Annotated in this window: 19 protein-coding genes; 11 read left to right on the top strand and 8 right to left on the bottom strand. The window is 62.5% G+C overall.

Going from position 1 to position 22,932, the window contains the following annotated elements:
* Positions 1-12: 12 nt before the first annotated feature.
* Positions 13-384 carry a hypothetical protein gene (locus tag ABLE71_RS16555; protein WP_348784576.1) on the top strand — a complete coding sequence of 124 codons (372 nt, stop codon included), beginning with the start codon at positions 13-15 and terminating at the stop codon, positions 382-384.
* A gap of 41 nt (positions 385-425) precedes the next feature.
* Here the strand turns inward: ABLE71_RS16555 and ABLE71_RS16560 are convergent, their stop codons facing one another.
* Entirely contained in the window at positions 426-1,562 is a 1,137-nt protein-coding gene (locus ABLE71_RS16560; RefSeq protein ID WP_348784577.1) for a pyridoxal phosphate-dependent aminotransferase, read from the bottom strand.
* Positions 1,563-1,733: 171 nt separating this feature from the next.
* On the opposite strand from ABLE71_RS16560, the gene ABLE71_RS16565 reads away from it, so the two are divergent.
* The gene (locus tag ABLE71_RS16565; protein ID WP_348784578.1) at positions 1,734-2,585 is read left to right on the top strand and encodes a FecR domain-containing protein; all 852 of its coding nucleotides are present in this window, start codon (positions 1,734-1,736) and stop codon (positions 2,583-2,585) included.
* Between the two features lie 232 nt (positions 2,586-2,817).
* Here ABLE71_RS16565 and ABLE71_RS16570 read toward each other — a convergent pair whose 3' ends face one another.
* Positions 2,818-3,117, bottom strand: coding sequence for a hypothetical protein (locus ABLE71_RS16570; RefSeq protein WP_348784579.1), 300 nt, complete (start codon positions 3,115-3,117; stop codon positions 2,818-2,820).
* Positions 3,118-3,270: 153 nt separating this feature from the next.
* On the opposite strand from ABLE71_RS16570, the gene ABLE71_RS16575 reads away from it, so the two are divergent.
* The 9 genes from ABLE71_RS16575 to ABLE71_RS16615 all read left to right on the top strand — a co-directional run bounded on the left by ABLE71_RS16575 (position 3,271) and on the right by ABLE71_RS16615 (position 14,237).
* Positions 3,271-5,040 carry a hypothetical protein gene (locus ABLE71_RS16575; protein WP_348784580.1) on the top strand — a complete coding sequence of 590 codons (1,770 nt, stop codon included), beginning with the start codon at positions 3,271-3,273 and terminating at the stop codon, positions 5,038-5,040.
* Between the two features lie 225 nt (positions 5,041-5,265).
* Positions 5,266-7,845, top strand: coding sequence for an arylsulfatase (locus tag ABLE71_RS16580; RefSeq protein WP_348784581.1), 2,580 nt, complete (start codon positions 5,266-5,268; stop codon positions 7,843-7,845).
* Between the two features lie 104 nt (positions 7,846-7,949).
* Entirely contained in the window at positions 7,950-8,294 is a 345-nt protein-coding gene (locus tag ABLE71_RS16585) for a hypothetical protein (RefSeq protein ID WP_348785135.1), read from the top strand.
* 44 nt (positions 8,295-8,338) lie between these two features.
* On the top strand, positions 8,339-9,130 hold the full coding sequence (locus ABLE71_RS16590; RefSeq protein WP_348784582.1) for a transporter: 792 nt from the start codon (positions 8,339-8,341) through the stop codon (positions 9,128-9,130).
* Positions 9,131-9,196: 66 nt separating this feature from the next.
* The gene (locus ABLE71_RS16595; RefSeq protein ID WP_348784583.1) at positions 9,197-9,994 is read left to right on the top strand and encodes a hypothetical protein; all 798 of its coding nucleotides are present in this window, start codon (positions 9,197-9,199) and stop codon (positions 9,992-9,994) included.
* A 45-nt stretch (positions 9,995-10,039) separates the two neighbouring features.
* Positions 10,040-10,465, top strand: a complete 426-nt coding sequence (locus ABLE71_RS16600) for a hypothetical protein (RefSeq protein ID WP_348784584.1) — start codon at positions 10,040-10,042, stop codon at positions 10,463-10,465.
* A gap of 28 nt (positions 10,466-10,493) precedes the next feature.
* Entirely contained in the window at positions 10,494-11,063 is a 570-nt protein-coding gene (locus ABLE71_RS16605; RefSeq protein WP_348784585.1) for an OmpA family protein, read from the top strand.
* A 47-nt stretch (positions 11,064-11,110) separates the two neighbouring features.
* Positions 11,111-11,872, top strand: a complete 762-nt coding sequence (locus tag ABLE71_RS16610) for a hypothetical protein (RefSeq protein ID WP_348784586.1) — start codon at positions 11,111-11,113, stop codon at positions 11,870-11,872.
* Between the two features lie 91 nt (positions 11,873-11,963).
* Complete coding sequence (locus tag ABLE71_RS16615; protein ID WP_348784587.1) at positions 11,964-14,237, top strand: tetratricopeptide repeat protein; 2,274 nt, start codon at positions 11,964-11,966, stop codon at positions 14,235-14,237.
* A gap of 137 nt (positions 14,238-14,374) precedes the next feature.
* On the opposite strand, the gene ABLE71_RS16620 is transcribed toward ABLE71_RS16615, so the two are convergent.
* The 6 genes from ABLE71_RS16620 to ABLE71_RS16645 form a co-directional block, all read right to left on the bottom strand.
* Positions 14,375-15,529: an efflux RND transporter periplasmic adaptor subunit gene (locus ABLE71_RS16620; protein ID WP_348784588.1), complete on the bottom strand. Its 1,155-nt coding sequence runs from the start codon at positions 15,527-15,529 to the stop codon at positions 14,375-14,377.
* A 35-nt stretch (positions 15,530-15,564) separates the two neighbouring features.
* Positions 15,565-17,928 (bottom strand): ABC transporter permease, encoded by a 2,364-nt coding sequence (locus tag ABLE71_RS16625; RefSeq protein WP_348784589.1) that lies wholly within the window; start codon positions 17,926-17,928, stop codon positions 15,565-15,567.
* Entirely contained in the window at positions 17,925-18,674 is a 750-nt protein-coding gene (locus tag ABLE71_RS16630) for an ABC transporter ATP-binding protein (RefSeq protein ID WP_348784590.1), read from the bottom strand. Before ABLE71_RS16630 ends, ABLE71_RS16625 begins: the two co-directional genes overlap by 4 nt.
* 252 nt (positions 18,675-18,926) lie before the next feature.
* On the bottom strand, positions 18,927-19,628 hold the full coding sequence (locus tag ABLE71_RS16635) for a VIT family protein (RefSeq protein WP_348784591.1): 702 nt from the start codon (positions 19,626-19,628) through the stop codon (positions 18,927-18,929).
* A gap of 138 nt (positions 19,629-19,766) precedes the next feature.
* Positions 19,767-20,744, bottom strand: a complete 978-nt coding sequence (locus ABLE71_RS16640; RefSeq protein ID WP_348784592.1) for an FAD:protein FMN transferase — start codon at positions 20,742-20,744, stop codon at positions 19,767-19,769.
* Entirely contained in the window at positions 20,725-22,932 is a 2,208-nt protein-coding gene (locus ABLE71_RS16645; protein WP_348784593.1) for a PepSY domain-containing protein, read from the bottom strand. The genes ABLE71_RS16640 and ABLE71_RS16645 overlap by 20 nt, the downstream gene beginning before the upstream one ends.

The raw sequence follows: 22,932 nt of genomic DNA on the forward strand, positions 1-22,932 counted from the left end.
CAGGAGGTAACTATGATAACCATCGACAAAAAGACGTTCTTCGCGGGTAGAACTGGCGCAGAGGCGCAGATTTCAGGCGAGGAGTTTGACCAGGAGGAATATGAGGTTTGGTTTGAGCTAGCAAACGATGACGATGACGATGACGATGACGATGACGAAGACGATGACGAAGACGAAGACGAAGACGAAGACAATTATAAAAAGAATGAAGATAAATTTATAGAAGTCGAAGTAATGGAAATATATAGTAATCGCCTAAAGATAGCGGTTAACGTCAAACTAGGAGCAAAGGCCGACTGGCGTACTTTGCGAGTTAGGAGTACAGAAAGGGTCAACAGAGACGACTTCACATTGCCAGATGCGGTGGAGATCAAGATCGAGTGAGCAAGAATTCGCGGCGGCCTTTTGCGGATAGGAGCCCGGTTTCAGGTATTGGTGGTGGGCGATATTAACCCCCGCGCCGCCGCCACCGCCCTCGGCAGCTCCTCGGCGAAGATGTCGAGTTCGTGGTCGAGGCCGACGCTGACGCGGATGCAGCGGTCGAGGTCAGGCACCATCGGCTTGCGGATGAAGACGTCGCGGGCAATCAGTTCCTGAAGCACCTTCAGCGCGAAGGCGCCGCCCGCGCCGCAATCGATAGTGACGAAATTGGTCGCCGACGGGATTGGCGACAGTCCGTTGTCGCGCGCGATTTTGGCGATCCGATCGCGTCCGGCCGCGACCTTGGCCTTAACCTCGACGAGCCAGGCCTGGTCGGCGAGTGCTGCCTCGCCGGCGACCAGCGCCATGCGGTTGACGCCGTAGTGGTTGCGGACCTTTTCGACGTCGCGGATGAAGCTTTCTTCGCCGACGGCGTAGCCGCAGCGGATGCCGGCAAGTCCGTAGGCCTTCGAGAAGGTGCGCATCCAGATGACGTTTGGCCGTGACACGTCGATTGGCGTCAGCGCTGACGCTGGGCCGAGCTCGCCATAGGCCTCGTCGATGACCAGCATCGTGGTCTCGGGCAGCGCCTCGATGAAGCGCAGGATGTCGACGGCCTCCCACCAAGTGCCCATCGGGTTGTCCGGGTTGGAGAGATAGACCAGCGGCGCGTTCTCGCGCCTGACCGCCGCAAGCAGGCCGTCGAGGCTCTCCCGGTCGTTCACATAGGGCACCGCGACGAGCCGTCCCCCAAAACCCGCGACGTGGAAATTGAAGGTCGGATAGGCGCCGAGCGAAGTGACGACGGGCTGGCCGGGCGAGATCATCATGCGCACGACGAGGTTGAGCAGCCCGTCTATGCCTTCGCCGACGACGACATTGTGGGTGCCGACGCCGAGATGCGCCGCGATCGCCCTCTTCAGGTCGAAATTGTCGGGGTCGCAATACATCCACATATCGGGCGCGGCGGCCCGCATGGCGGCGATCACCGAAGGGGCAGGCCCGAAGCTGCTCTCATTGGCGCCGATGCGCGCCCTGAACCGCCGGCCGCCGCGGTCGCGCTCCTGCGCCTCCGGACCGACGAAGGGCACGGTCGGCGGCAACGCCGCTACGAGCGGGGTGAGGGCTGGGCGTTTGGGCATGGCAGGCTCCGGCGGACGGTGTGGTGGTATTTGTTGCGAAAAGCCGTGAAACGCAACAGGAACTCGATTGGTTAACGTAAGGTAATTGACACATCTTCAGCCAAGGCTAATATGGAAGGTTGTTGGGAATGCACTCATCGGCAGCGCCTTGGTGGCGCGTGAGGTGCAGGGATGTCTTGGGTGGTCAGGGGTATCGTCGTCGCAGCGCTATTCGCGTTCGCGGACATGAGCGTTTTTGCGGCCGAACAGGTTGGCGAGGCGGTCCTCATCAAAACGACGGTGACCGGTGATCGCGGAACGCTCGCCACCAGGTCGCCGGTTCACCGCGACGAGCGAATCCGGACGTCGAGTTCTGGCCTTGGCGAGTTTGTGTTCAGAGACGGGACCAAATTCGCCGTCGGCGGTAACTCGTCGGTGGTCATCGACAAGTTCGTTTTCGCCGGCAGCGACTCCGTCAAGAGTCTGACTATCAACGCTGCCAAGGGCAGCTTCCGCTGGATAAGCGGCGGATCGCAATCGTCGGCTTACAAGATACAGACTCCCGCAGGCACGATCGGCATTCGCGGAACCGCCCTCGACATTTTTGTCGGCGCGGGTGGCAAAACGGCTGTCGTTCTGTTGAGCGGGCAAGCCCGTTTCTGCGGCGGAAATGGCTGCCAGGAGCTGAAGCGCCGCTGCGACGTGGTCGTGGCCACGCCGGGCGGCGGCGTCACGCCCCCCGAGCGGGTCGACACAGGCATATTCCGCGATCTCGGCACGCCCCGCGCGCTGCCTTTCATTTCGGGCCACCAGCGGCTCTCGGGCCGGTTCCGGGTCGGCAGCGGTTGCCAGTTGGCGGCATCCCTTCAGCGCTCGCAGTCGCCAGCGCCGCAAAACCAAACGGCGCCGAGCGCGCCCAACCCGCCGGATCCCCCTGATCCTGTTGACCCGCCGGATCAGCCCTCACCCAAACAGGGCAACAACGGAAAAGGCAATGGCGGCGACGACGGCTCGCCCAACGATCGTGGCGATTCGGATCGTTAGGTCCACGATGCCCCTCAACCTTTGCGCGGGACGGTGAAATCATCCGGCAGCATGCGCGACCTCCATCGAGGCGAGTAATGCCACCCGGCCGCAAAGGCGGCATCATGAGGACATGGCGGCATGGCCCGCTTAATCTTTCGGCTGGCGCCTCGCACCTCGAGCGGAAGAGTGGGGCGGAAGTGATGCGGAGCCAACCCTCCCACAACGATCGCTGCGTCGCGATGCGTCCGCTTTAGCGTTTCGGCGCTCGCGAGATCGGGACGACCTTGGCCTGACCGAGCGCCCGGCCAATCTCCCTTACAAGGTCATCAATCAACACTTGATACTCCGCGCGACGTTCCTCACGGAGGGGTTCTGGTAGTTGATCGCTCGCCGCAAGCGCCTGTTCCGCGACGACAAGATCATCGCACATCTCGCGAAAATTCTCGTCCTGACCCAGCAATTCCTGGATCTCCAGTGAACGCGTGGGAAATCGCCTCATTGTCGCACGCAGGTCGCCTTCCGCAGATATATCCCCAGATGGCGTTTTCATCCCAGTCCTTGGGCGAAGCAAACCTTCGAAAATGATCGAATACTCACTAGGTCGGCTGCTACTTTATTTGCGTTGGATCAATGCGAGACGTAACATACGCGAGCATCTGGGGATGTTTGGCACGGTTGGCCTGGTTCCGGGAGGGAAGACCGCGTGACGCCCGAAGTTGTCCAGCTTGACGATACGACATCCGAGCACACGTTGCCCCCCGAGTCTGATGTTCGCGCGCAGCTGGATCGGATTCTGTCGAGTTCCGATTTCGACGTTCCGGATCGGGCGCGAAGACTGCTGACCTACATCATTGAAGAGACGATGGCTGGTAGGGCTCTCCGGCTAAAGGCTTATTCAGTCGCGACCGAGGTGTTCGGCCGCCCCGCATCCTTCGACGCGCAGTCAGATCCGGTGGTACGAATTGAGGCAAGCCGCGTCCGTCGGGCACTCGAAAGATATTATCTCACTGCGGGCCGGGACGACCCGATCATTATCACCATTCCGAAGGGCGGATATGTTCCGGTCTTCTCGTCGTTGAACCGAGGGTCCGCGTCGGCCGCGATCGTTCCCCAAGTCGCGGAACCCGTTCCGCCCCGCCGTGCCCCAATGGCCCGGAGAACGTGGCTTTTCGGAGGGGCGACGCTGCTGGCCTTGATCCTCAGCGTAACCTTTGGAGGTCTGATATTTCGCCAGCCAAGTTCCGAAAGTCTGTCGGCAGTCGCGACCGATGGCGCAGCGACGTCGCCGAATGTCCCTAAACTCCTTGTGCTGCCTTTCGAAAATCTGTCCGCCACGGCCGATTCGGCAATTATCGCGCGCGGACTGACGGACGAAGTCGTAGGCCAGATTTCGAAGTTCAGGGAGATTGTGGTGATAGTTGTACCGGCGGGCGCGGCGCCCGTGCGCGATCCCAAACTCGCGCGTTACTCACTGGAGGGAAGCTTGCGAACCGACCCCGATCAGCTTCGTCTGTCGGTTCGGCTTCTGCGTAACGACGACGGTTCCGTGTTGTGGGCAAACAGCTACGACGCCAGCTTCGACGTCAATGCCATCATCCAGACCCAAACCGAAATTGCGCGCCAGGTGGCAACCGCCCTCGCGCAGCCTTACGGGATCATATTCCACGCCGACGCCGGGCCGGTGGCCGACACCCCGCCGGCGGACTGGGATGCCTATGCTTGTACACTCGCATATTTTGCTTATCGGGTTAGTCTCGATCCCAAAATGCACATGTCGGTAAGGCAATGCCTCGAGCGCGCTGTGGACCGGTTCCCAGCCTACTCAAATGCCTGGGCGCTGCTGTCGCTCACCTACCTCGATGAGTTGCGCTTTCGTTTCCGCGTCAATGCCGACGATTCTCCCCCACTTGATCGTGCACTTGAAGCCGCGCGCCACGCGATCGACCTTGATCCCGAGAACGTGCGGGGTCTGCAGGCACAGATGACCGCGTTGTTCTTCAAGAAGGACGTCAACGAGGCGTTGAAGATTGGCGCCCGGGCAGTCGCAACCAACCCGAATGACACGGAAATTGTCGGAGAGTATGGGATTCGCCTTGCTTTGTCCGGCGAGTGGAAGCGCGGAGCGGAGCTCATCGAGAGTGTTCTCGACCGCAACTACGGTCCGCTAGGATACTATGAAACAGCGCTGGCGCTGTCTCTCTACATGCAACGTGACTATCGATCCGCCGATACATGGATCAAGAAGGCTAATATGGGAGCCAATCCCATCTACCACATCGTTGCGGCGGCCATCTTTGGCCAGGGTGGTGAAATGGCCGCGGCGGCTGTCGAGCGCGAGTGGCTTATGAAAAACGCGCCGCAACTTGTGCTCGAGGTCGATCGCGAGTTGGCGGTTCGTAACATAAGGGTCGATGACCAAGCCCACTTTGTCGATGGTCTTCGCAAAGCCGGCTTGAGCATCGCTGGCTACTAGCCGAACGCCTATCGACGGTTCCGCGTGCCGGCGATATCGGTTCGAGCATCAAGGCGGCGTCGCCTGACGGCCGCTGCACGCATTCGCACTACAGAGGCTACGCGATGTTACAGGCGCCTCACGCCATCTCTGCGTATCGTAAGGATAGCTGTACCGCGCTTGCGATAGCAACGCGACGGACAGACCGACCGACTGTAGGTCAGGCTGGCAGAGCGAGGTAAGGTGATGGCGCACAGATATCCGAGTTTGGCACGTTTCGTGACCGTTTCCGTCGCGGCTCTTCTTTCCGCTGTGGCATTGGCGTCGGCTCAAGAGGTTTCGGGCGAGATGGGTTCCCCCGGCGCGACCACGACGATCGACGGCAAGCAATTGCCGGCGCCTGATCCTGCTTTCGGCGGCGTGATCAAGGACGATGCTCTTAATTCGAAAATTTGGTGGGCGCCACGCATTGTGCCGCCAAAGGACGCACCCAACGTCCTGCTCATCATCACGGATGACGCCGGCTTTGGCGTGCCGAGCACTTTCGGCGGCGTCATCCCAACCCCCACGATGGATGAAATCGCGAATGCGGGATTGCGCTACAATAACATCCACTCGACGGCGCTGTGCTCGCCAACGCGGGCGGCGCTGATAACCGGGCGGAACCATCACTCGGCCGGTTTCGGCGTGATCTCCGAACAGTCGACCGGCTTCCCCGGCTACAACAGCATTATTCCCGAGGACAAAGCCACGATAGGGCGGATTCTGCTCGACAACGGCTATGCCACCTCATGGTTCGGCAAGGACCACAATACGCCCGCCTTCGCCGCCAGTTCGGTCGGGCCATTCGACCAATGGCCGACCGGCATGGGCTTTGAATATTTCTACGGGTTCGTGGGAGGCGATGCGAACCAGTGGCAGCCGAACCTGTTTCGCAACACGACCCAGATCTATCCCTTCGACGGCAAGCCGGGCTGGAACCTCGTGACGGGAATGGCCGACGATGCCATCGATTACCTGACCCGACTAAACCAGACGATCCCCGACAAGCCCTTCTTCATCAAGTATGCGCCCGGCGCCACTCATGCCCCGCACCATCCGACCAAGGAGTGGGTAGACAAGATCAGCGACATGCACCTTTTCGACGAGGGCTACAACAAGCTTCGCGATCAGATCTTCGCGAACCAGAAGAAGCTCGGCGTCATCCCCCAGGATACGCAGATGGAGCCCTGGCCAACAAATGTTCTTCAGAATTGGGACGACCTGACTGCCGAAGAGAAGAAGCTTTTCATCAAGCAGGCGGAGGTCTTCGCCGCATACGCCGCTTACAGCGATCACGAGATAGGCCGTGTCGTTCAAGCCATCGAGGATATGGGCAAGCTCGACAACACGCTCATCATCTACATCAATGGCGACAACGGCACGAGCGCCGAAGGCGGCCCGCTAGGGACTCCCAATGAAGCTGCCTTCTTCAACGGCATCAACAAGATGCCGGTCGACGTGCAGATGAAGTGGTACGACGTCTGGGGTACCGAGCAGACCTATAACCACATGTCTGCGGGCTGGGCATGGGCGTTCGACACGCCGTTCTCTTGGTTCAAGCAAAATGCCTCGAAGCTAGGCGGCATTCGGCAGAACATGGCGGTCTCGTGGCCGGCGCGCATCAAGGACAAGGGCGGCCTCCGTGAGCAGTTCATGCATGTCATCGATGTGGTGCCGACCATTCTCGAAGCGGCCGGCATTCCGGCGCCCGAAACGGTGAACGGTATCAAGCAGGCGCCGATCGAGGGCACGAGCTTCGCCTACACGTTCGACAAGGAAAACGCCAAGGCGCCGACGCAGCACAAGACCCAGTACTTCGAGATGATGGGGCAGTGGGCGCTCTACAATGACGGCTGGCTGCTCAGCACCAAGGTAAACCGCGCGCCGTGGGACGCGTTCGGTCCAGCCAACACCGACCCGCTCAACAACCAGGTGCTGGAACTCTACGATCTTACCAAGGACTTCAGCCAGTCGGAGAACATCGCCGAGCAGAATCCCGACAAGGTGAAGGAGATGAAGGACCTGTTCATCGCGGAGGCGAAGAAATACCAGGTCTTCCCGATGGACGCCTCGGTCGCGGCCCGCATCGTGGCGCCGCGCCCGAACATCACTGCCGGCCGCAGCGAATTCGTCTACACTCATCCGATGACCGGTCTGCCTCAGGGCGACTCCCCGTCTATCCTCAACAGCTCCTACACTTTCACCGCCGACATCGACGTCCCGGAAGGGGGCGCGGATGGCATGATCGTGACCTCAGGCGGGCGCTTTGCAGGCTATGGCTTCTATTTGCTCGAGGGCAAGCCCATCTTCCTGTGGAACCTGGTCGACCTGAAGCGGATCAAATGGGAAGGGCCGGACGCTCTGACACCTGGCAAGCATGTGATCGAGTTCGACTTCAAGTATGACGGGCTCGGCGCAGGCACGCTTGCCTTCAACAACTTCAGCGGCGTCGGCGGTTCGGGCACCGGCACGCTCAAGGTCGACGGCAACGTGGTGTCCACCCAGAAGATGGAACGCACGCTGCCCATGATCTTGCAGTGGGACGAGAGCTTCGACGTCGGCTCAGACACGCTCACCGGCGTGAACGACGCCGACTACCAGCCGCCGTTCGCGCTGACGGCGAAGCTCAACAAGCTGACGCTTAAGGTGGACCGGCCGGTGCTCAGCGAGGACGACATCAAGAAGATCCAGGGGGCCCAGGCGGCCGCGAGCGACGGCGCCGCCGGCACCGCGACCGCAGTGGACGGCAGCCCGGTCCACCACGTGCAACCCGGGCCGCAATGACCGGCACGGCGGGCGATGCATGACGAGCGAACGCGTCGGCACGCTGCTTCCTTGGGAATGGGCGCGGCCCCGCCGGTTGCTGGCATGACCGGTCGGTGGAGATCATGAAGTACGCGTTGACGTTCGCCGCCTTGGCCGAAGCCGCAACGGGCCTGGCTTTGCTCATCGTCCCGTCACTGGTCGGGCAGCTATTGCTTGGCGAGGAGCTTGCCGGCGCGGCCTTGCCGGTGGCGCGGGTCGCAGGCATCGCACTCGTGGCCCTGGGGATCGCCTGTTGGCCCGGCCTGCCGCTGGCTGGCATGTTGACCTATAGCGTGGCCGTGACCGTTTTTCTCGCCTACCTCGGCATCGCGGGTCGTTCAGACGGTGTTCTTTTGTGGCCGGCAGTCGTGCTCCATGCGATACTGTCGGTTCTTCTTGGACTTGCTTGGGCGCGGGCCAATCGCTAATCCTAGGCAGCCCTCTCGACATTCGACACTCTCGGAGACAAATCATGTCGATCTTGCGCCTTGTCCTTGTGTCGATGTGGGCTTTGTTAACCTCCATCGCATCCGCGCAGGATGCGGACGAATTGTCCAAGCAGCTAGCCAATCCGATCGCTAGCCTGATCAGCGTGCCGTTCCAGAACAATTTCGATGTGGGCGCGGGACCGGATGATGACGGCTTTGCCTACACGTTAAACATACAGCCGGTGATTCCGATTTCGTTGAACGATGAATGGAACATGATTTCGAGAACCATCCTCCCGGTTAGTTACAAGGACTACACACCAGAGGGCGATGTTTTCGGGCTGGGAGATATAACCCAGAGCCTTTTCTTCTCGCCCAAGACACCTACTGCCGGGGGGTTGATCTGGGGCGTTGGCCCGGCGTTTCTGCTGCCCACCGCTACAGACGATTTTCTTGGTACCGGCAAATGGGGGGCGGGCCCGACCGGCGTCGCACTCGTTCAAAAAGGCGAATGGACCGTCGGAGCGCTGGCAAATCACATCTGGTCCTTCGCCGGCGAAAGCGACCGAACCAAGGTGAATTCGACTTACATACAGCCGTTTCTTTCCTACGCTCTTGGTCATGGGCGATCGGTGTCGTTGAACACCGAGACGACCTATGACTGGGTGAATGAGGAATGGACGGTTCCGATCAATCTCGGCTTCTCGCAGGTGCTGAAGCTCGGCGAGCAGCCGATCAGTTTTCAAGTCGGGGGAAAATACTATGCCGAAGCCCCCGATGGCGGACCGGAATGGGGTATTCGAACGACAATCACGCTGCTCTTCCCGAAGAAATAACTACCGTGTCAGCGGACTAGGACCAATCGACATTCAGGGTTTGAGGCGTCGGGTAAGAGGGACACGATGGTTTGGTTGCGAAGGTATACATTTGGTCTGCTCGCAGCGATTGGGCCCTTTCTTCCGGGGCAAGTGCTGGCGGCCGACATTGCGCAGCCGCCGCCCGTGGAGACGACGGCCGAAAATGACTGGACATTCTCGGCAACGCCCTATCTCTGGCTGGCGGGTCTCAACGGCCAAGTCGGCGTCCGGGGGCAGCCGCCGACCGATGTTGATGTCGATTTCAGCCAGATCTTCGATGCCATCGATTGGTTTCCCCCTCCGATCATGATTGTCGGCGAGGCGCGCAATGGGCGCTTCGCGCTTTTCACCGACTTCATCTATCTGGGGCTAGAAGCCGATGGGTCGTCGTCAGGCGTGGTTCCTCTGTCGGCCGATGTTGAAATGAACACGGTGGTGTGGACCTTCGGCGCCTCCTATCGGGTCGTCGAAAATGATTCCACGACCTTGGATTTGCTGGCCGGCGGACGGCTCTGGTACGTGGACATGGATGTGACCCTTACCGGCCCTGCTATCGTGCGTCAGGACAGCGGCAGCAAGACCTGGGTCGATCCCATTGTTGGTATGGCCGGCACTGTTGCCCTCGGCAACGGATTCGGACTTCATGCCGAGGCCGACATAGGCGGTTTTGGCGTTGGCGCCGATCTGGATTGGCAGGCGCTGGGCACGCTTCAGTACCGTTACAACGACTCGGTTACGCTTGAAGCCGGCTATCGCTACCTGGACGTCGATTACGACAACGACGGATTTGTCTTCGACGTGGCAATGCACGGACCCATTATCGGCGCCAGCTTTCGGTTCTGATTCAAATCGACGGTTTCGACTGCACTCAAGGAATGAGGGTTATACATGGCGAATAGACTTAGTGTTTTTGGCGGGGCCGTCGTTGTGATGTTCCTTGCGCTGACCGGCCCCGGCTTGGCGCAAACGATCAGTTATGCCGATGCCGTCACCGTGCTTGCCGACGATTGCGGCGCGGACATCAAGAAGTATTGCAGGGGCCTCAACCTCGGCAACAACGAGATCCGCAACTGCCTTGAGCAGAACCAGGCGAAGGTTTCGCCGACCTGCACTTCGACGCTTGCCAGCGTTGTTGTCTCGATCCAGCGGCGCCTTGAGGCTCAGGCCAGTGTTTTCAAGGTGTGCGCCGGACGCGCAAAGCAGTTGTGCAAGGGCGTTGTCGGCGAGGTTCATATCCTCCAGTGCCTCGTAAAGACGGAGCGCATCGACGGCGAGAAGTGCAATCAGGCGATAACAGACGCGGGATGGCGTTGAGCATATGACGAATTCAGGAGAAGCAAGAATGTTCGTTCGTGGATTTCGCTATGGTTTGACGCTCGCCTTTATGCTTGCCGCGGGCGCTGCCGGGGCACAGCAGCTCAGCGACAAGCAGCTCATCGCCAGCCTCGGCCAGGTCACGCAGGTCGCGCCGGTCGTTGACGTCGGTCTGCTCATCCAGGAGGTGAATGCCAATGTTGGTCAGGGCGTTGCCAACCTGCCGAACTGGAGCCAGCTCGCCAGTCTTGCCCAACTGGCTGTCGAGATCGATTTCGAGAACGACTCCATTGCGATCGAGCCGGCGTCCTACCGGACAATCGGACTTATCGCGGATGCGCTGCACGACCCCCGGCTGCGCCACTACAAGTTCCTTGTCGTCGGGCACACCAACGCCACCGGCAAAGCCGAGCACAATTTGGAGCTCAGCATGAAGCGGGCGAACGCAATCATGGCTGCCCTCACGACCACTTTCTCGGTGCCGGCGAGCCACCTCATCGCGATCGGAGTTGGGCAAGAGATGCCCCTCGACGCCACCAATCCGAAGGCCGCCGCCAACAGGCGCGTCCAGCTCATCAATTTAGGCGTAGCAAACTGACGGTGCCCTGCAGTCGAGCAGCACCCCTTTCCAAGGAGCATTTCAATATGGACATCAATCGCATCACCAGCATGATCGCCTTCGCGGGCAGCCTTGCATTGGCAACCGCCGGAGCGATGGCTCAGGATTCGGCCAAGAAGCCTCACGTGCCGCTGGAAAAGACCATCGGCCAAGTCAAGGCGACAGGACCGGTGCCTTCGCTCGCAGTCATCAACTCGGACGGCGCCACGCTCGAAGACGGCAAGCTTGTCCTTACGGGCGTGTCGGCAAATTCGATTGTCTTTGCGGACCGCCCGGTACGGGCTGCGGGTCATGTCACGACAGAGCAGTTCATTATGCAATGGGATGAGGGCAAGGATAACTTCGCCATCGATCCGCCGAACGCGACCGTTTCAATTCTTGGCGGTGGCGGCTCGGATGTGAACGATGCCGTGGTTACGCTTAAGTCCCCGAAGCTCGAGGGAAACACGCTCACGTTCGACGTTGCCGTCCTGGAAGGCAGCTTGAACAACGCGAGCGGCCCGGCGGCTCTTTTCATTGACGCCTTCGCGTTTCGCGGACCGGGCGGCGGCGGTTTCGCCCATGTAGGCGGCTACGGCGGCGCGGTTTGGCATGGTGGCGGATACGGTTACCACGGCGGCGCGTACTGGCACGCCCCGGTCTATCATGGAGCTTGGTATGGTGCGGGCGCTGTCGCGGGGGCCGCTGTTGCAGGGGCTGCGGTTGGCGCTGCCGTCGGCGCCGCCGCTGCGGCCCCATATGCATATCCGCCCTACTGCGGCTACTATCCTTACCCCCCGTGCTACTAAGCGCTCGGATGGTTGCCAATAGTTCGTGATACGAGCCTATGATGTCTGTGTGGTCGGCGGGGTCGGCCACACAGATGGAGCTTAGGTCGACATGCATCTTCGCTTCGCGCCTTTGCTTCGCACAGCCATCCTGTTCTTGCTGCTCATACAGGTCGGACAGGTGGCCGCTGCCGAGGGCGCCTCGACGCCCGTCGCCGACCCGCAAATCGCCGTTCATGATGGGTTCGTCGACGAGAAGAAATGCGCCTCCTGCCACGCGGATCAGGCGGCTGCCTTCGCCAAATCACACCACGCCAAGGCAATGGCCACCGCGGACGACAGCACGGTGCGCGCGAATTTCGGCGATGCCAGCTTCGAACACGACGGCATCCTGACAAGGTTTTCCAAGCGCGGCGGCCAGTTCTTCGTCCGGACCGAGGGGCCAGACGGCAAGGAAGGCGAGTTCCAAGTCAAATACACTTTCGCCTACGAACCGCTGCAGCAATATCTCGTCGATATCGGCGGCGGCAGGCTGCAAGCGCTCGATGTCGCCTGGGACACCAACAAGCAGGAATGGTTCTGGCTTGGCGTGGACCAGCCGGCGAAACCCGGCTCGACCTACCATTGGACCGGGCCTTTCTATCGCTGGAACCGGACCTGCATTGACTGCCACTCCACCGATCCGCAGGCAAATTTTCAGCCGGAGACGGGCGAATACAAATCGACCTATGTCGCGACCAGCATCGGCTGCCAGTCATGCCACGGCGGCGGCGCGAAACATGTGCAATGGGCCGAGGCGGGCGGTTCTCAGTCGATCGTCAATTTCGGTTTGCCTCCGGCCGAACAGAATGTCTGTCTGGGCTGCCACACGCGACGCACGAAACTTCTCGGCGGCTATGGACCGGGCAAGGTTTTTCTCGACCATTTCTCGCCGGACCTGTTGCGCCCCGACCTCTATTTTTCCGACGGGCAGATCCTCGACGAGGTGTTCGAATACGGCTCGTTCCAGCAGAGCAAAATGGCGAGAGCCGGCGTCGTGTGCCTGGACTGCCACAGGCAACACGAGGCGACGCTCAAGGCCGATGGCAACGCCGTCTGCACCCAGTGTCACACCGAGAGCAGGCCGGAACGATTTACGGACTTCGATCCGAGCGGCAGTTTCGATACGCCCGCGCACACGCATCACCCGGCGGGCTCGGATGGCGCCCTTTGCGCCAACTGCCACATGCCCGAGCGAACCTATATGAAGGTTGACCCGCGGCGCGACCATTCGTTCGTCATTCCGCGCCCGGACCTTTCAATCGCCTATGGCACGCCAAACGCCTGCACGAGTTGCCATGAAAATACGACGAACGACTGGGCCGTCGAAACGATGGACAAATGGTACGGTGCCGGATGGCGCGAGCGTCCGACCATAGCGCACGCCTTCGCGGCTGCCGCCCAGGACGATCCGGCGGCGATCGGGGCGTTGCGTGTCCTCGTCGCGGACCGGGACCAAGCGGCGATCGTCAAAGGCAGCGCCGTCGCCGAGATGGGCCGCCTCGGCGGCGAGGCAGTCGTGGACGATGTAAGGGCTGCTGCCGAGAATCCCGACCCGCTCGTCCGGCTTGGCGCAGCGCAGGCGGCCGGCAATCTTCCACCCGCCTTGCGGATAGGGACCGTCGGCAAGCTGCTTGCCGATGAGACCCGCGCCGTCCGCGTAGCTGCCGTTACGGCTCTCGGCGGCGCGCCGACGGCCGATCTGCTGGGCGATGAACGCCGCAGTTTCGACGCTGCGCTGGACGACCTGCGCGCCTTTGTGCAGGCCAATGCGGATATGGCCGAGGCCCAGAATACCTTCGGCCTCTTCCTGATGGGTCAGCGTCAAACGGACGAGGCGGAGGCTGCGCTTCGTCGCGCCATATCGCTCGACCGCAGCCTCGCGGGAGCGCACTCCAATCTGGCCGAGCTTTATCGGGCCACCGGCCAGAACGAGAAATCGCAGAGTACCTACGCGGATGCCATCAAGATTTCGCCGGAAGACCCGCTCCTCCGGTACGGTCACGCGCTCTCGCTGGTCCGCGCGAAAGACATGGCAGGTGCGATCGATGAATTGGAGACGTCCGTGCGGCTCGCTCCGACCAACGCGCAATACAGGACCACGCTTGCCATCGCGCTCGACTCGGTCGGTCGCACGGAGGATGCCTTCGGGATGCTGGATCAGGCCATCAAAGGTGGCGCAGTCGATGCCAATATGCTCGGCACCGCTATCCAGTTCGGGCTCAAACTTCGGCGTTTCCGGGAAACGCTCAGGCACGCGGAGACTCTGGCCCGAGTGCAGCCGAATGATCCCCAGATTGCGGAACTTGTCAGGCAGTTGCGGGCCGCCACCCTGACTGAGAACTGAGTGCCGCGTTCGACCGGGCTGCAGTGCTTTGAGCGATAGGATGTGGTGCGACTTGCGCCGCTGCTGGCAAGGTCGCTTCGTGGCTGACTTGCATCGTGACGCGGCGGGTTAACCGAGGCGCGCCCGGCTGACCGCTGTTATTGGAGCCTGACCTTGCTCCCATCGGCAAGGGCAGCGGGCGGGTAGACGACGACGATTTCGCCAGGACGCACGCCCTGGGCTATCGCGGCAACGCGCGCCGAGAGGCGCGCAACCTGTATCTCTCGGAGGTGCGCGCGGCCTTCCTCTACAACAAAGACGCTCCACGCATCGCCCCGGCGGAACAGTGCCCCGGTCGGCACGACGATCGCTTGGTCCATTTCGTCAACGACGATCTTGACCTCTACCCGGTACCCGTCTCCCAAGCCGGTCCAGGTCTCGCGCGGCGAAGTTATGTCGACAATGGCCCATACGCGCTGTTCTTCAACTCCGAGCGCGGAGACTTTGGTAAATCCGGAAGGCTCGACGCGTCGCATGGTCCCTTGCAGATCCGTGGGGCCGCCCCAGCGCTCGATGACCACCTTGTCACCATCCTTTATGCGGGCGGCGTCGGTCGTCAAAACGTCGACTGCGATTTCGAGATCGCCCGGATCACCCAACTCGACCAACGGGGATGCTTGCGAAACAACGCTTTCGCTTTCCTGGACGACCCTGAGAACGCGACCATCTATGGGTGACAGCACAGGGTAACTCTCCCCAGACTCGGAATTGTCTGCGGACTTCAAGGCAGCGCGAGCCTGATCGAGAACATGCGTCGCGGCGTGCCAGCGGCGTTCCGAGGCAATGACTTGCCGTTCCGCCGCCAGCACCAGATATTCCTCCCGCTGCAATTGCGCGGCGGCTGTGATGTTTTGTTTCGCGAGCTTCTCGGTACGTTCAAGGTCGGCCCGGGCCTGGGCCTGTAGAACCTTGGCCTGCTCGTAAAGCGATTCCGCCTCCTCGACAGAGGCCTCGGCTGCGCCAACCTGCGCCTCGAGTTCCAGCCGCACGCGCGGATCGAGCAGCGGCGAAACGGGCGGTGTAATGGTCGCCAGCTTCTGTCCCGTCTGCACGGTATCGCCGGCCTTGAGCGCCAGTCTTTGGACTCGCCCGGAAAGAGGCGCCGACACCAGATAACGATCCCGCACGCGCGTGCGGCCGTCCTCTTCGATCGTGTCCTGGAAGTGTGAGATCACCACCTCGGCGGTTTCGACAAGGATCGGCTGCGGCATCAGCAGCCAGTAGAGGCCGAGCGCTGCAAGCGCCAATATCACCGCGCCGACGATCGATGTTGTTCTCAGCTTCATGCTCAGTCCCGTGTCTTAAGGACAGCCACCAGATCGAGCGTGTCGATCCTGCGGCGAACCATGATGAAACTGGCGACAGCCGCGCCGACAACCAGAATCGACGCGATGGCGTAGCTGCTCGGATCGATCACAGCGGGAATCTGGAACGATTCGCTTGCACGGGCGGATGCGATCAACTCGATCAGGTACCATCCGATCAAGAGTCCGGCAGGAACAGCGACAACGAGTTCCACGGCAAGCTCGCTGAAAATGACAGCGGATACCTCGCGCCGTGTCAGCCCCACTATGCGGAGGCTAGCCAGCTCCCAGGCGCGCTCCTGCAGGGCGATTCGGGCGCTGTTGTAGATGACCCCTATAGCGATCAGCATTCCAAATCCCGCGAGAATGAGTGCGCCGATGAGCACCATTCCGCCGATCGTCTCGTTGAACAACGCAAACCACAAAGCCTTGACGGAGCTTCCCTCGACCTTCGGCATCAGTTTTATCCTGGACCAGAGCAGCTCTGATTGACGCGGATCGATCCTGAGGGTCGCGACATTGGCAATGTTGCTCTCGCGCATCAAGCGATTGAGTGCCGTGCGCTCCATCGTCACCGATGCCCCAAGGATGTCGTCCGAAATCTTGCGGACGGCGACGTCCCTCACGGTCCGGTTTCCTTCGAGCGCTTCGATCGTGACATTGTCATCCAGGTCGAGATCGAGCTGCCGCGCAATCGTCCGGCTGAGCATGATGCCATCGGATGGAACGGCAATTGGCTGCAGCGCGCGGTCTCTCGGAACCTTGAGCTCAGAGCCGAATTCCAGACCCGTAGCCGATGTGCGATAGGTCCGGTGGCCCGCCCGCAATCTGATCGGCACGACTCGCTGGAGCTCGGCTTTCAGCACGCCGGGTATCGCCTGCAGTTCGTAGAGCGCATCCGCCGAGACAGGTTCCGTGAAGGTGATGAACGCATCGCCACGCTCGATGCGCTCGAAGCTCACATCGATCATGTAGTCGATTGCATCGAACCAAAAGAGCCCGAACAGAACAAGCGGAATCGCCAGAGCAATGCCGACGGTCGTCAACAGCGTTCTCATCGGCCGTCCGAGGATGGCGCGCGCCGCCATGACGTATTGGAGCGGAATTCGCGTGCTTCCTACAGTCTGCAGCCAGCCAAATGTGCGTAGCGCGGGCGGCGTTCCGGGCCGCATGGCTTCGGCGGGAGCAAGCATAGCCATCCGATATACCGCCGAGGCCGCCGCGAGATTAGCCGCGGCGACGCTGACAAGCGTCGCAACAACGAGGAGCCACGGCTCGAGCTGCGCTTCCAGAGACGGAAAACGGAAGAAAGCGCGATAAGCTCCGACGACTCCAACGGCAAACCAGCGCCCAAGGGCCAGACCTATCGCCGATCCCAGCAATGCAATGGCGGAAACCAGTTTGAAGTAGTGGAGCGCAATGGTGCGGTTCCTGAACCCGAGCGCCTTTAGCGAAGCGATCTGTCCCCGCTGCGCCTCGACCATCCTGCCGATGACCACATTTAGCAAGAACGCCGCGATGCCGAAAAATATCGACGGCATGACGATGCTCAAGGTTTCCTGTTCCGCCAGCTCGTCTTCGAGAAAGCGGTGCGAGGGCTGATCACTCCGATCGTAGGCTCCCGTTCCGCCGTATGGCGCAAGCAGAATGTCGACCTCTTCCAAGACGTGCGGCATGCTTGCGTTGGGCGCCAGCGTCATCGACACGTCATTGAACGCGCCTTCCATGTCGAATGCGCTGGCTACTGCATCCTCGCCGGCCCACAGCACGACAAAGTTCCGATCGTCCGGCAGGGGCACCGCCGCGCGCGTCGCAAAAACGTACTCGGGCGACAGGGCGGAGCCGACCACGCGGAAGTCCTGCAATCTCCCGTTCAGAACCACATCGATGGTGTCACCTGTCCGCACGGCGCGTGCTTCGGCGTAAGCGGCGTTGACGACAACCTCCTCCGGGCGCAGCGGATCGGGCCAACGTCCCTGCACCAGGTGGAGGCGATTGAGCAACGGCTGGCCCGAGGCCGGGAGCGAGATGATGCGCCCCGAAATCGGGAGGTTTGTGTCCTCGCGGATTATGCGCACCGCCTCTGCAACGCGCGGTTCTGCAACGCCGACGCCGTCGATTTCGCGAATCCGGTCGACGACAGCGAGCGGCGCTCGCGTCATACCCGCAAAAACCTCGGCGAAACGTTCGTTACGGTAATGCGCCTCCATGGCGCCTACCAGCGCCAGGTAGTTCGACAGCGACATCACAAAGACGGCGACACCGGCGGCTACGAGCAGCGCGATGCTGAGGACCTGAAGCCGCATCGACCAAAGATCGCGCAGGACCTTGATATCGAGCACGTTCACCACGTGACGTCCTCGGCCCGAATTCGCTTCGGATTTGGTTCCTCCTTGACGATGCGCCCACCACTTAGCCGCAACACGCGATCGGCCATCCCCGCGATTGCGGAGTTGTGGGTGATCACCACGGTCGTCGTTCTCAGTTCCGCGTTGACCTTCGCGATTGCCGCGAGAACCAGTCGGCCGGTGTCCACGTCGAGCGCCCCGGTCGGCTCATCACAAAGCAGGATGTCCGGCCGTTTCACGATTGCGCGCGCCACCGCAACACGCTGCTGCTCGCCGCCTGACAACTGCGAAGGAAAGTGACCCGCGCGATGGGTCAGCCCGACGAGTTCAAGCGCCTCGGCCGGCTTCATCGGATCGCTGGCAATTTGAGCGACGAGCCGCACGTTCTCTTCGACAGTGAGGCTCGGTATCAGATTGTAGAATTGAAACACGAACCCGACATGCTCGCGCCTGTAGGTGGTGAGTTCCTCGTCGTTGGCGCCGGTCAGTTCGTGGTCTCGCCAGGTCGCCGTCCCAGACGTTGGAGCGTCCAGCCCGCCGAGAATATTGAGCAAGGTCGATTTGCCCGAACCGGAAGGCCCCAGAAGAACGATGAATTCGCCTTGGCGGACGTCGAGATCGACATCCTTCAGCGCCACGACCTGCGAATCGCCTGACCCATAGACCTTGGTCAGTCCCCTGGCCACGAACACAGGAGCCGGAAGTCGTGTCGCTGAATTCGTCGCCTCTCGCTCGCGGACTTGCATGCCGACTCCGGTTTCCGCCGAGATGGGAGAAGACCTACCGATTGACTGCTCCCGTGACTTTGATCCTTATCAAGTTCGGAAGCGCGGTAGACTTGTGCTCGACGATATCCGGAGCCGAATATTTGCGCAAACGTCGGTCGTCCATGACGAAGCCAGCCCAGCAAGCTGAGGGTCTGCATTGGATCGACTGCGGCTTTCGCGGCATCCACCGCAACACTGGCGCAATCGGCTGCCGCAGCGGCTGGTCCTAGTCTAGCCGACACTCACTCCGAAGAGCTTGCCGACCACGGCGGTGACGCCCATGGCGAGCGCGCCCCAGAAGGTGACGCGGGCCGCCCCGCGCATCACGCCCGCGCCTCCGGCCGTCGCGCCGAGGCCTCCGAGGATGGCGAGCGCAACGAGGGTGGACCCGGCTACGAGAACGCTCGTTCTCTCAACAGGGGATGCAAGCGCGACCAGAACCGGAATGACCGCGCCCGCTGCGAAGGTCAGGGCCGACACGACCGCTGCCTGCACCGGACGGGCGGCGACCGTCTCGGAGATGCCCAGCTCCTCGCGGGCGTGCGCCCGCAACGCATCCCGGTTGGTCAATTGGACCGCGACCCGCGCGGCCAGATCTCTGTCGAGGCCGCGGTCGACATAGATTCGCGTCAGTTCTTCCAGCTCCGCCTCCGGTTTCTCGGCAAGTTCCCGCCGCTCCCGGGTCAGATCGGCGTTCTCTGCGTCCGTCTGCGAACTCACCGAGACATACTCGCCCGCCGCCATGGACATCGCGCCAGCCACAAGGCCCGCAAGGCCCGCGATGAGGATTTCGGTCGAGCCAGATCCGGCGGCCGCAACACCCACCACAAGGCTCGACGTGGACACTATGCCGTCGTTGGCGCCAAGCACGGCCGCACGCAGCCAGCCGATGCGGTGGACCATGTGGACTTCGGAGTGCGAAAGGCGGCTCATTACTGGTTCCCTTGCAATAGCGTCGGCTGGTGTCCGGTGACAGCAGCCGAGGCCAGGTCTGGCGCATCCGAGAGCCCGCCCAGGGCAGACCGCAACAGCGCGGCCGTCTCCCGGTCCGCTGTCAAATGCTCCATGGGCTCAGCCCCCTGCGCTTCCAGTTACCAGCTGTTCGTCGCCGAATACCCGCCCGACGCGGCACGCGGTGATCCTATCTCCTTCGCCTCGATGCAGGAATAGCGCGTCGATCCCGACCTTCCGCGCCAGTTCCCCGCCCTTGCCGGGGCCGAGCACCATCAGGGCGGTCGCCCAGGCGTCGGCGGCGGCACAGGACGCGGCAAGCACGGTGACCGAGGCGGGGGCATTAAGCAGCGGGGTGCCCCTGCGCGGGTCCATGGTGTGCGAGAGCCGCCGTCCCTGCACCTCGACCCAGTGGCGGTAATCGCCTGAGGTCGCAACCGCGCAGTCCTGCAGGGACAAGACCGAATGCGGCGCGCGCCGGTCCGGATCGGGCAGTTCCACGGCGACCGTCCAGGTCTGGCCGTCGGGCCTCAGTCCCGTTGCCAGCATCTCCCCATCGATGCCTACCAGTGCGTTGCGGACGCCCAGTCGTGCGAGCGTCTCTGCCAGCCGGTCGACGCCGAAGCCCTTGGCGATGCCGTTGAGGTCGAGCGCAATGGGCACACGCTTGCGTACCGCCCCGTCGCACAGCTCAAGCGCCTCATGCGCGGGAAAGCGGCGCGCCGTCATGGCCGTGCGGATCAGGTCGGGGGCAGCTGCGGTCGGGCCGAAGCCCCAGGCCGAGACGGCATCGCCCACGCCGATGTCGAACGCGCCGTCGGATGCCTTGCCGACCGCCAGCGCCAGCCCCAGGACCTCCATCAGCATAGCCGGGACGGACACCGGTTCTCCCACGGGTGCACGGTTGAGGCGCATCAGGTCGCTGTCGGATCTCCATGCGGACATCTGCGCGTCGACCTCGTCGACGGCAGCCTGAAGAGCTTTGCGGGTGGCTTCGGCATCGAACGCTGGCGGCGCGAAGAACAGGGCCGACCAGCGTGTGCCCATGGTCGTCCCGTTGAGCGTGTGGCGAACGAGCTCAGTAGACATCTTCGACATAGCGTCCCTCCGCCTTGAGCATCGCGGGCGACATGCCTAGCGGCTCCAGCATCCGTGCCATCGCCTCGGCGACCCCTGCCGCCATCTCCCTGCCACCACAAACCATCACGCGCGCACCGTTGCGGATCGCTCCGATGACCTGCATCCTCTCGGTAGCGAGCGCGTCCTGCACGTAACGCGGCCGCGCCCCGCGCGAGTGACCGGTCGTGAGGCAAGCAAGCCTGCCTTCGGCCACCCAGGATTCGAGCTCCTCACGGTAGAGGAAGTCGCTCTCCGGATGACGCATGCCGAAGAACAGGTGGATTGGCCTGCGCCCGCCATTCGCCCTGATGAAGCCCGCCAGCGGCCCCAGTCCCGTGCCAGCCCCGACCAGGATCAACGGAAAGCGGTCCTTGCCGGCGTGGAAGCCAGGGTTGCGGCGGAGGAAGCCGGCGACCGCGTCGCCTGGTTCGAGTGCCATCAACGCCCCCGAACACAGGCCGCCGACATGCTTGCGCACCACGATCTCGATGAAGCCGTCGCCGATACCCGATGCAAGCGAATAGAAGCGCGGAATGGTCGAGCCCTCCGGCACGATCCCGAGCAGATCTCCCGCCTCGAAATTCGCGAATCCTTTCCCGTAGAGACGCTGCCAGAGGGACAGGCGCGGGACGGCGAAACGCAGGATCGCCGTCGGGGCCTGGACCTCCTGGCCGTAGTCGCGTCGTGCGACGAGCGTCAGCGGAACCGACTCGGGGCGGACGGGCTGATGGCCCAGTTCCAGTTCAATGGCCAGCGCCTCGCCCAACGCGCGCCCCCACCGCGCGAACTCCTGTGGCGACTGGCGGTCCACCGTGTCGAGAGGCAGGAGCGTCGGCCATCCCTTCGCCTTTGCCGCCGCCTCGACGGATTCGGCATAGGCGCAGAAGGCCGGGAAGCTGCGGTCGCCGAAGCCCAGCACTGCCAGTGGCGCAGCCGGAACGATGGACAAGCCGGCAAGGCGTTCAACGAACCCCTTCGCGGAGGCAGGAGCATCGCCTTCGCCATAGGTCGCGGCGAGGACCAGGTAGCGGCGGGCGGCGGGGGTCCGCGCCGGTTCGAACGTCGACATCGGCGCGACGTGCACCTGATGCCCGGCCCGAGTGAGGGCATTGTGCAGCGTCGCGGCGAAGCCCCAGGTGCTGCCGCCCTCGCTTCCGACGAGTATGACAGTCTCGGCGCGCGACGGCGGGACGTTGCCGCGGATGCGCGGCCGTCCGCGACGACCCTTCAGCCACATGACGGCGCCGGTGACACCCATCAGCGGAACCGCGAGCGCCATCAGTCCAAGCACCAGGCCGAGGAGCGCGGCACCCTGTCCGGTGTGCAGCATGTAGATCGTTTCGGACGCGCGCTCCCAGCCGCTGAGGTCGGACCAGGCCAGCGTCGCTCCGGTGCCCTGGTCAAGGTAGCCCGTGCCGAGATCGGTCTTGAGCGTGAAGACGTCGGTCGCGTCGCCGGGATAGGGAAAGCTCAGTTCGCGCAGAGCCTCGACCGGCGTTGCCGCCAGCAGCGGCATAGAGGCCAGCGGCATGCCGGTCCCACCGCTCACCGTCGACGGTAAGTCCGGGACAACGGCCTGGTCCGGAAGGAACCCGAAGGTCGACGCCGTCATCCAGATCGCGGTCGCCGAGGACAGCAGGAGGCCGAATACGGCTCCGCGCGCGAGCTCGACATGGATGCGCCCCGGCATCGGTCCCCGCAACGGGGCGAACCATCGCCTCCAGCCTCCGGCGCGCCGGGCCACGAGCATCGTCCCCGAGACGGAAAGCAGGAGCATGGCCAGCGCCCCGGCGCCGGAGACGATGCGGCCGGCGTTATCCATGAACAGCGAGCGGTGCAGGTTGGTCAACCAGCGCTCGGCTGGGTTCGGGTCGGCGGAGGCGACACCCGCCCCCGTTGCAGGATCGACCACCGCCGAACCCGGCGTGCCGCTGTCGAACCAGTATGCGGTGATGCGTCCGGAGGGAGCGCGCTTGATTTGCTCCAGCCCCGGATAGGCGATCTGGATGCGGGCCGCGAGATCGGCAACGCTCATCGTGTCATCGGCCCGCGGCGCTGCCAGCCGCTCCGCCGCAGGGAAGACCGAAAGAGCAGCCCCGCTGAGCGCGAGCAGGGTGACCAGCGCCAGAGCCACGAGACCGGGCCAGCGGTGAAGAGCTCGGATCAT

This window comes from Mesorhizobium sp. KR9-304, from assembly GCF_040049215.1.
Classification (GTDB): domain Bacteria; phylum Pseudomonadota; class Alphaproteobacteria; order Rhizobiales; family Rhizobiaceae; genus Mesorhizobium_K.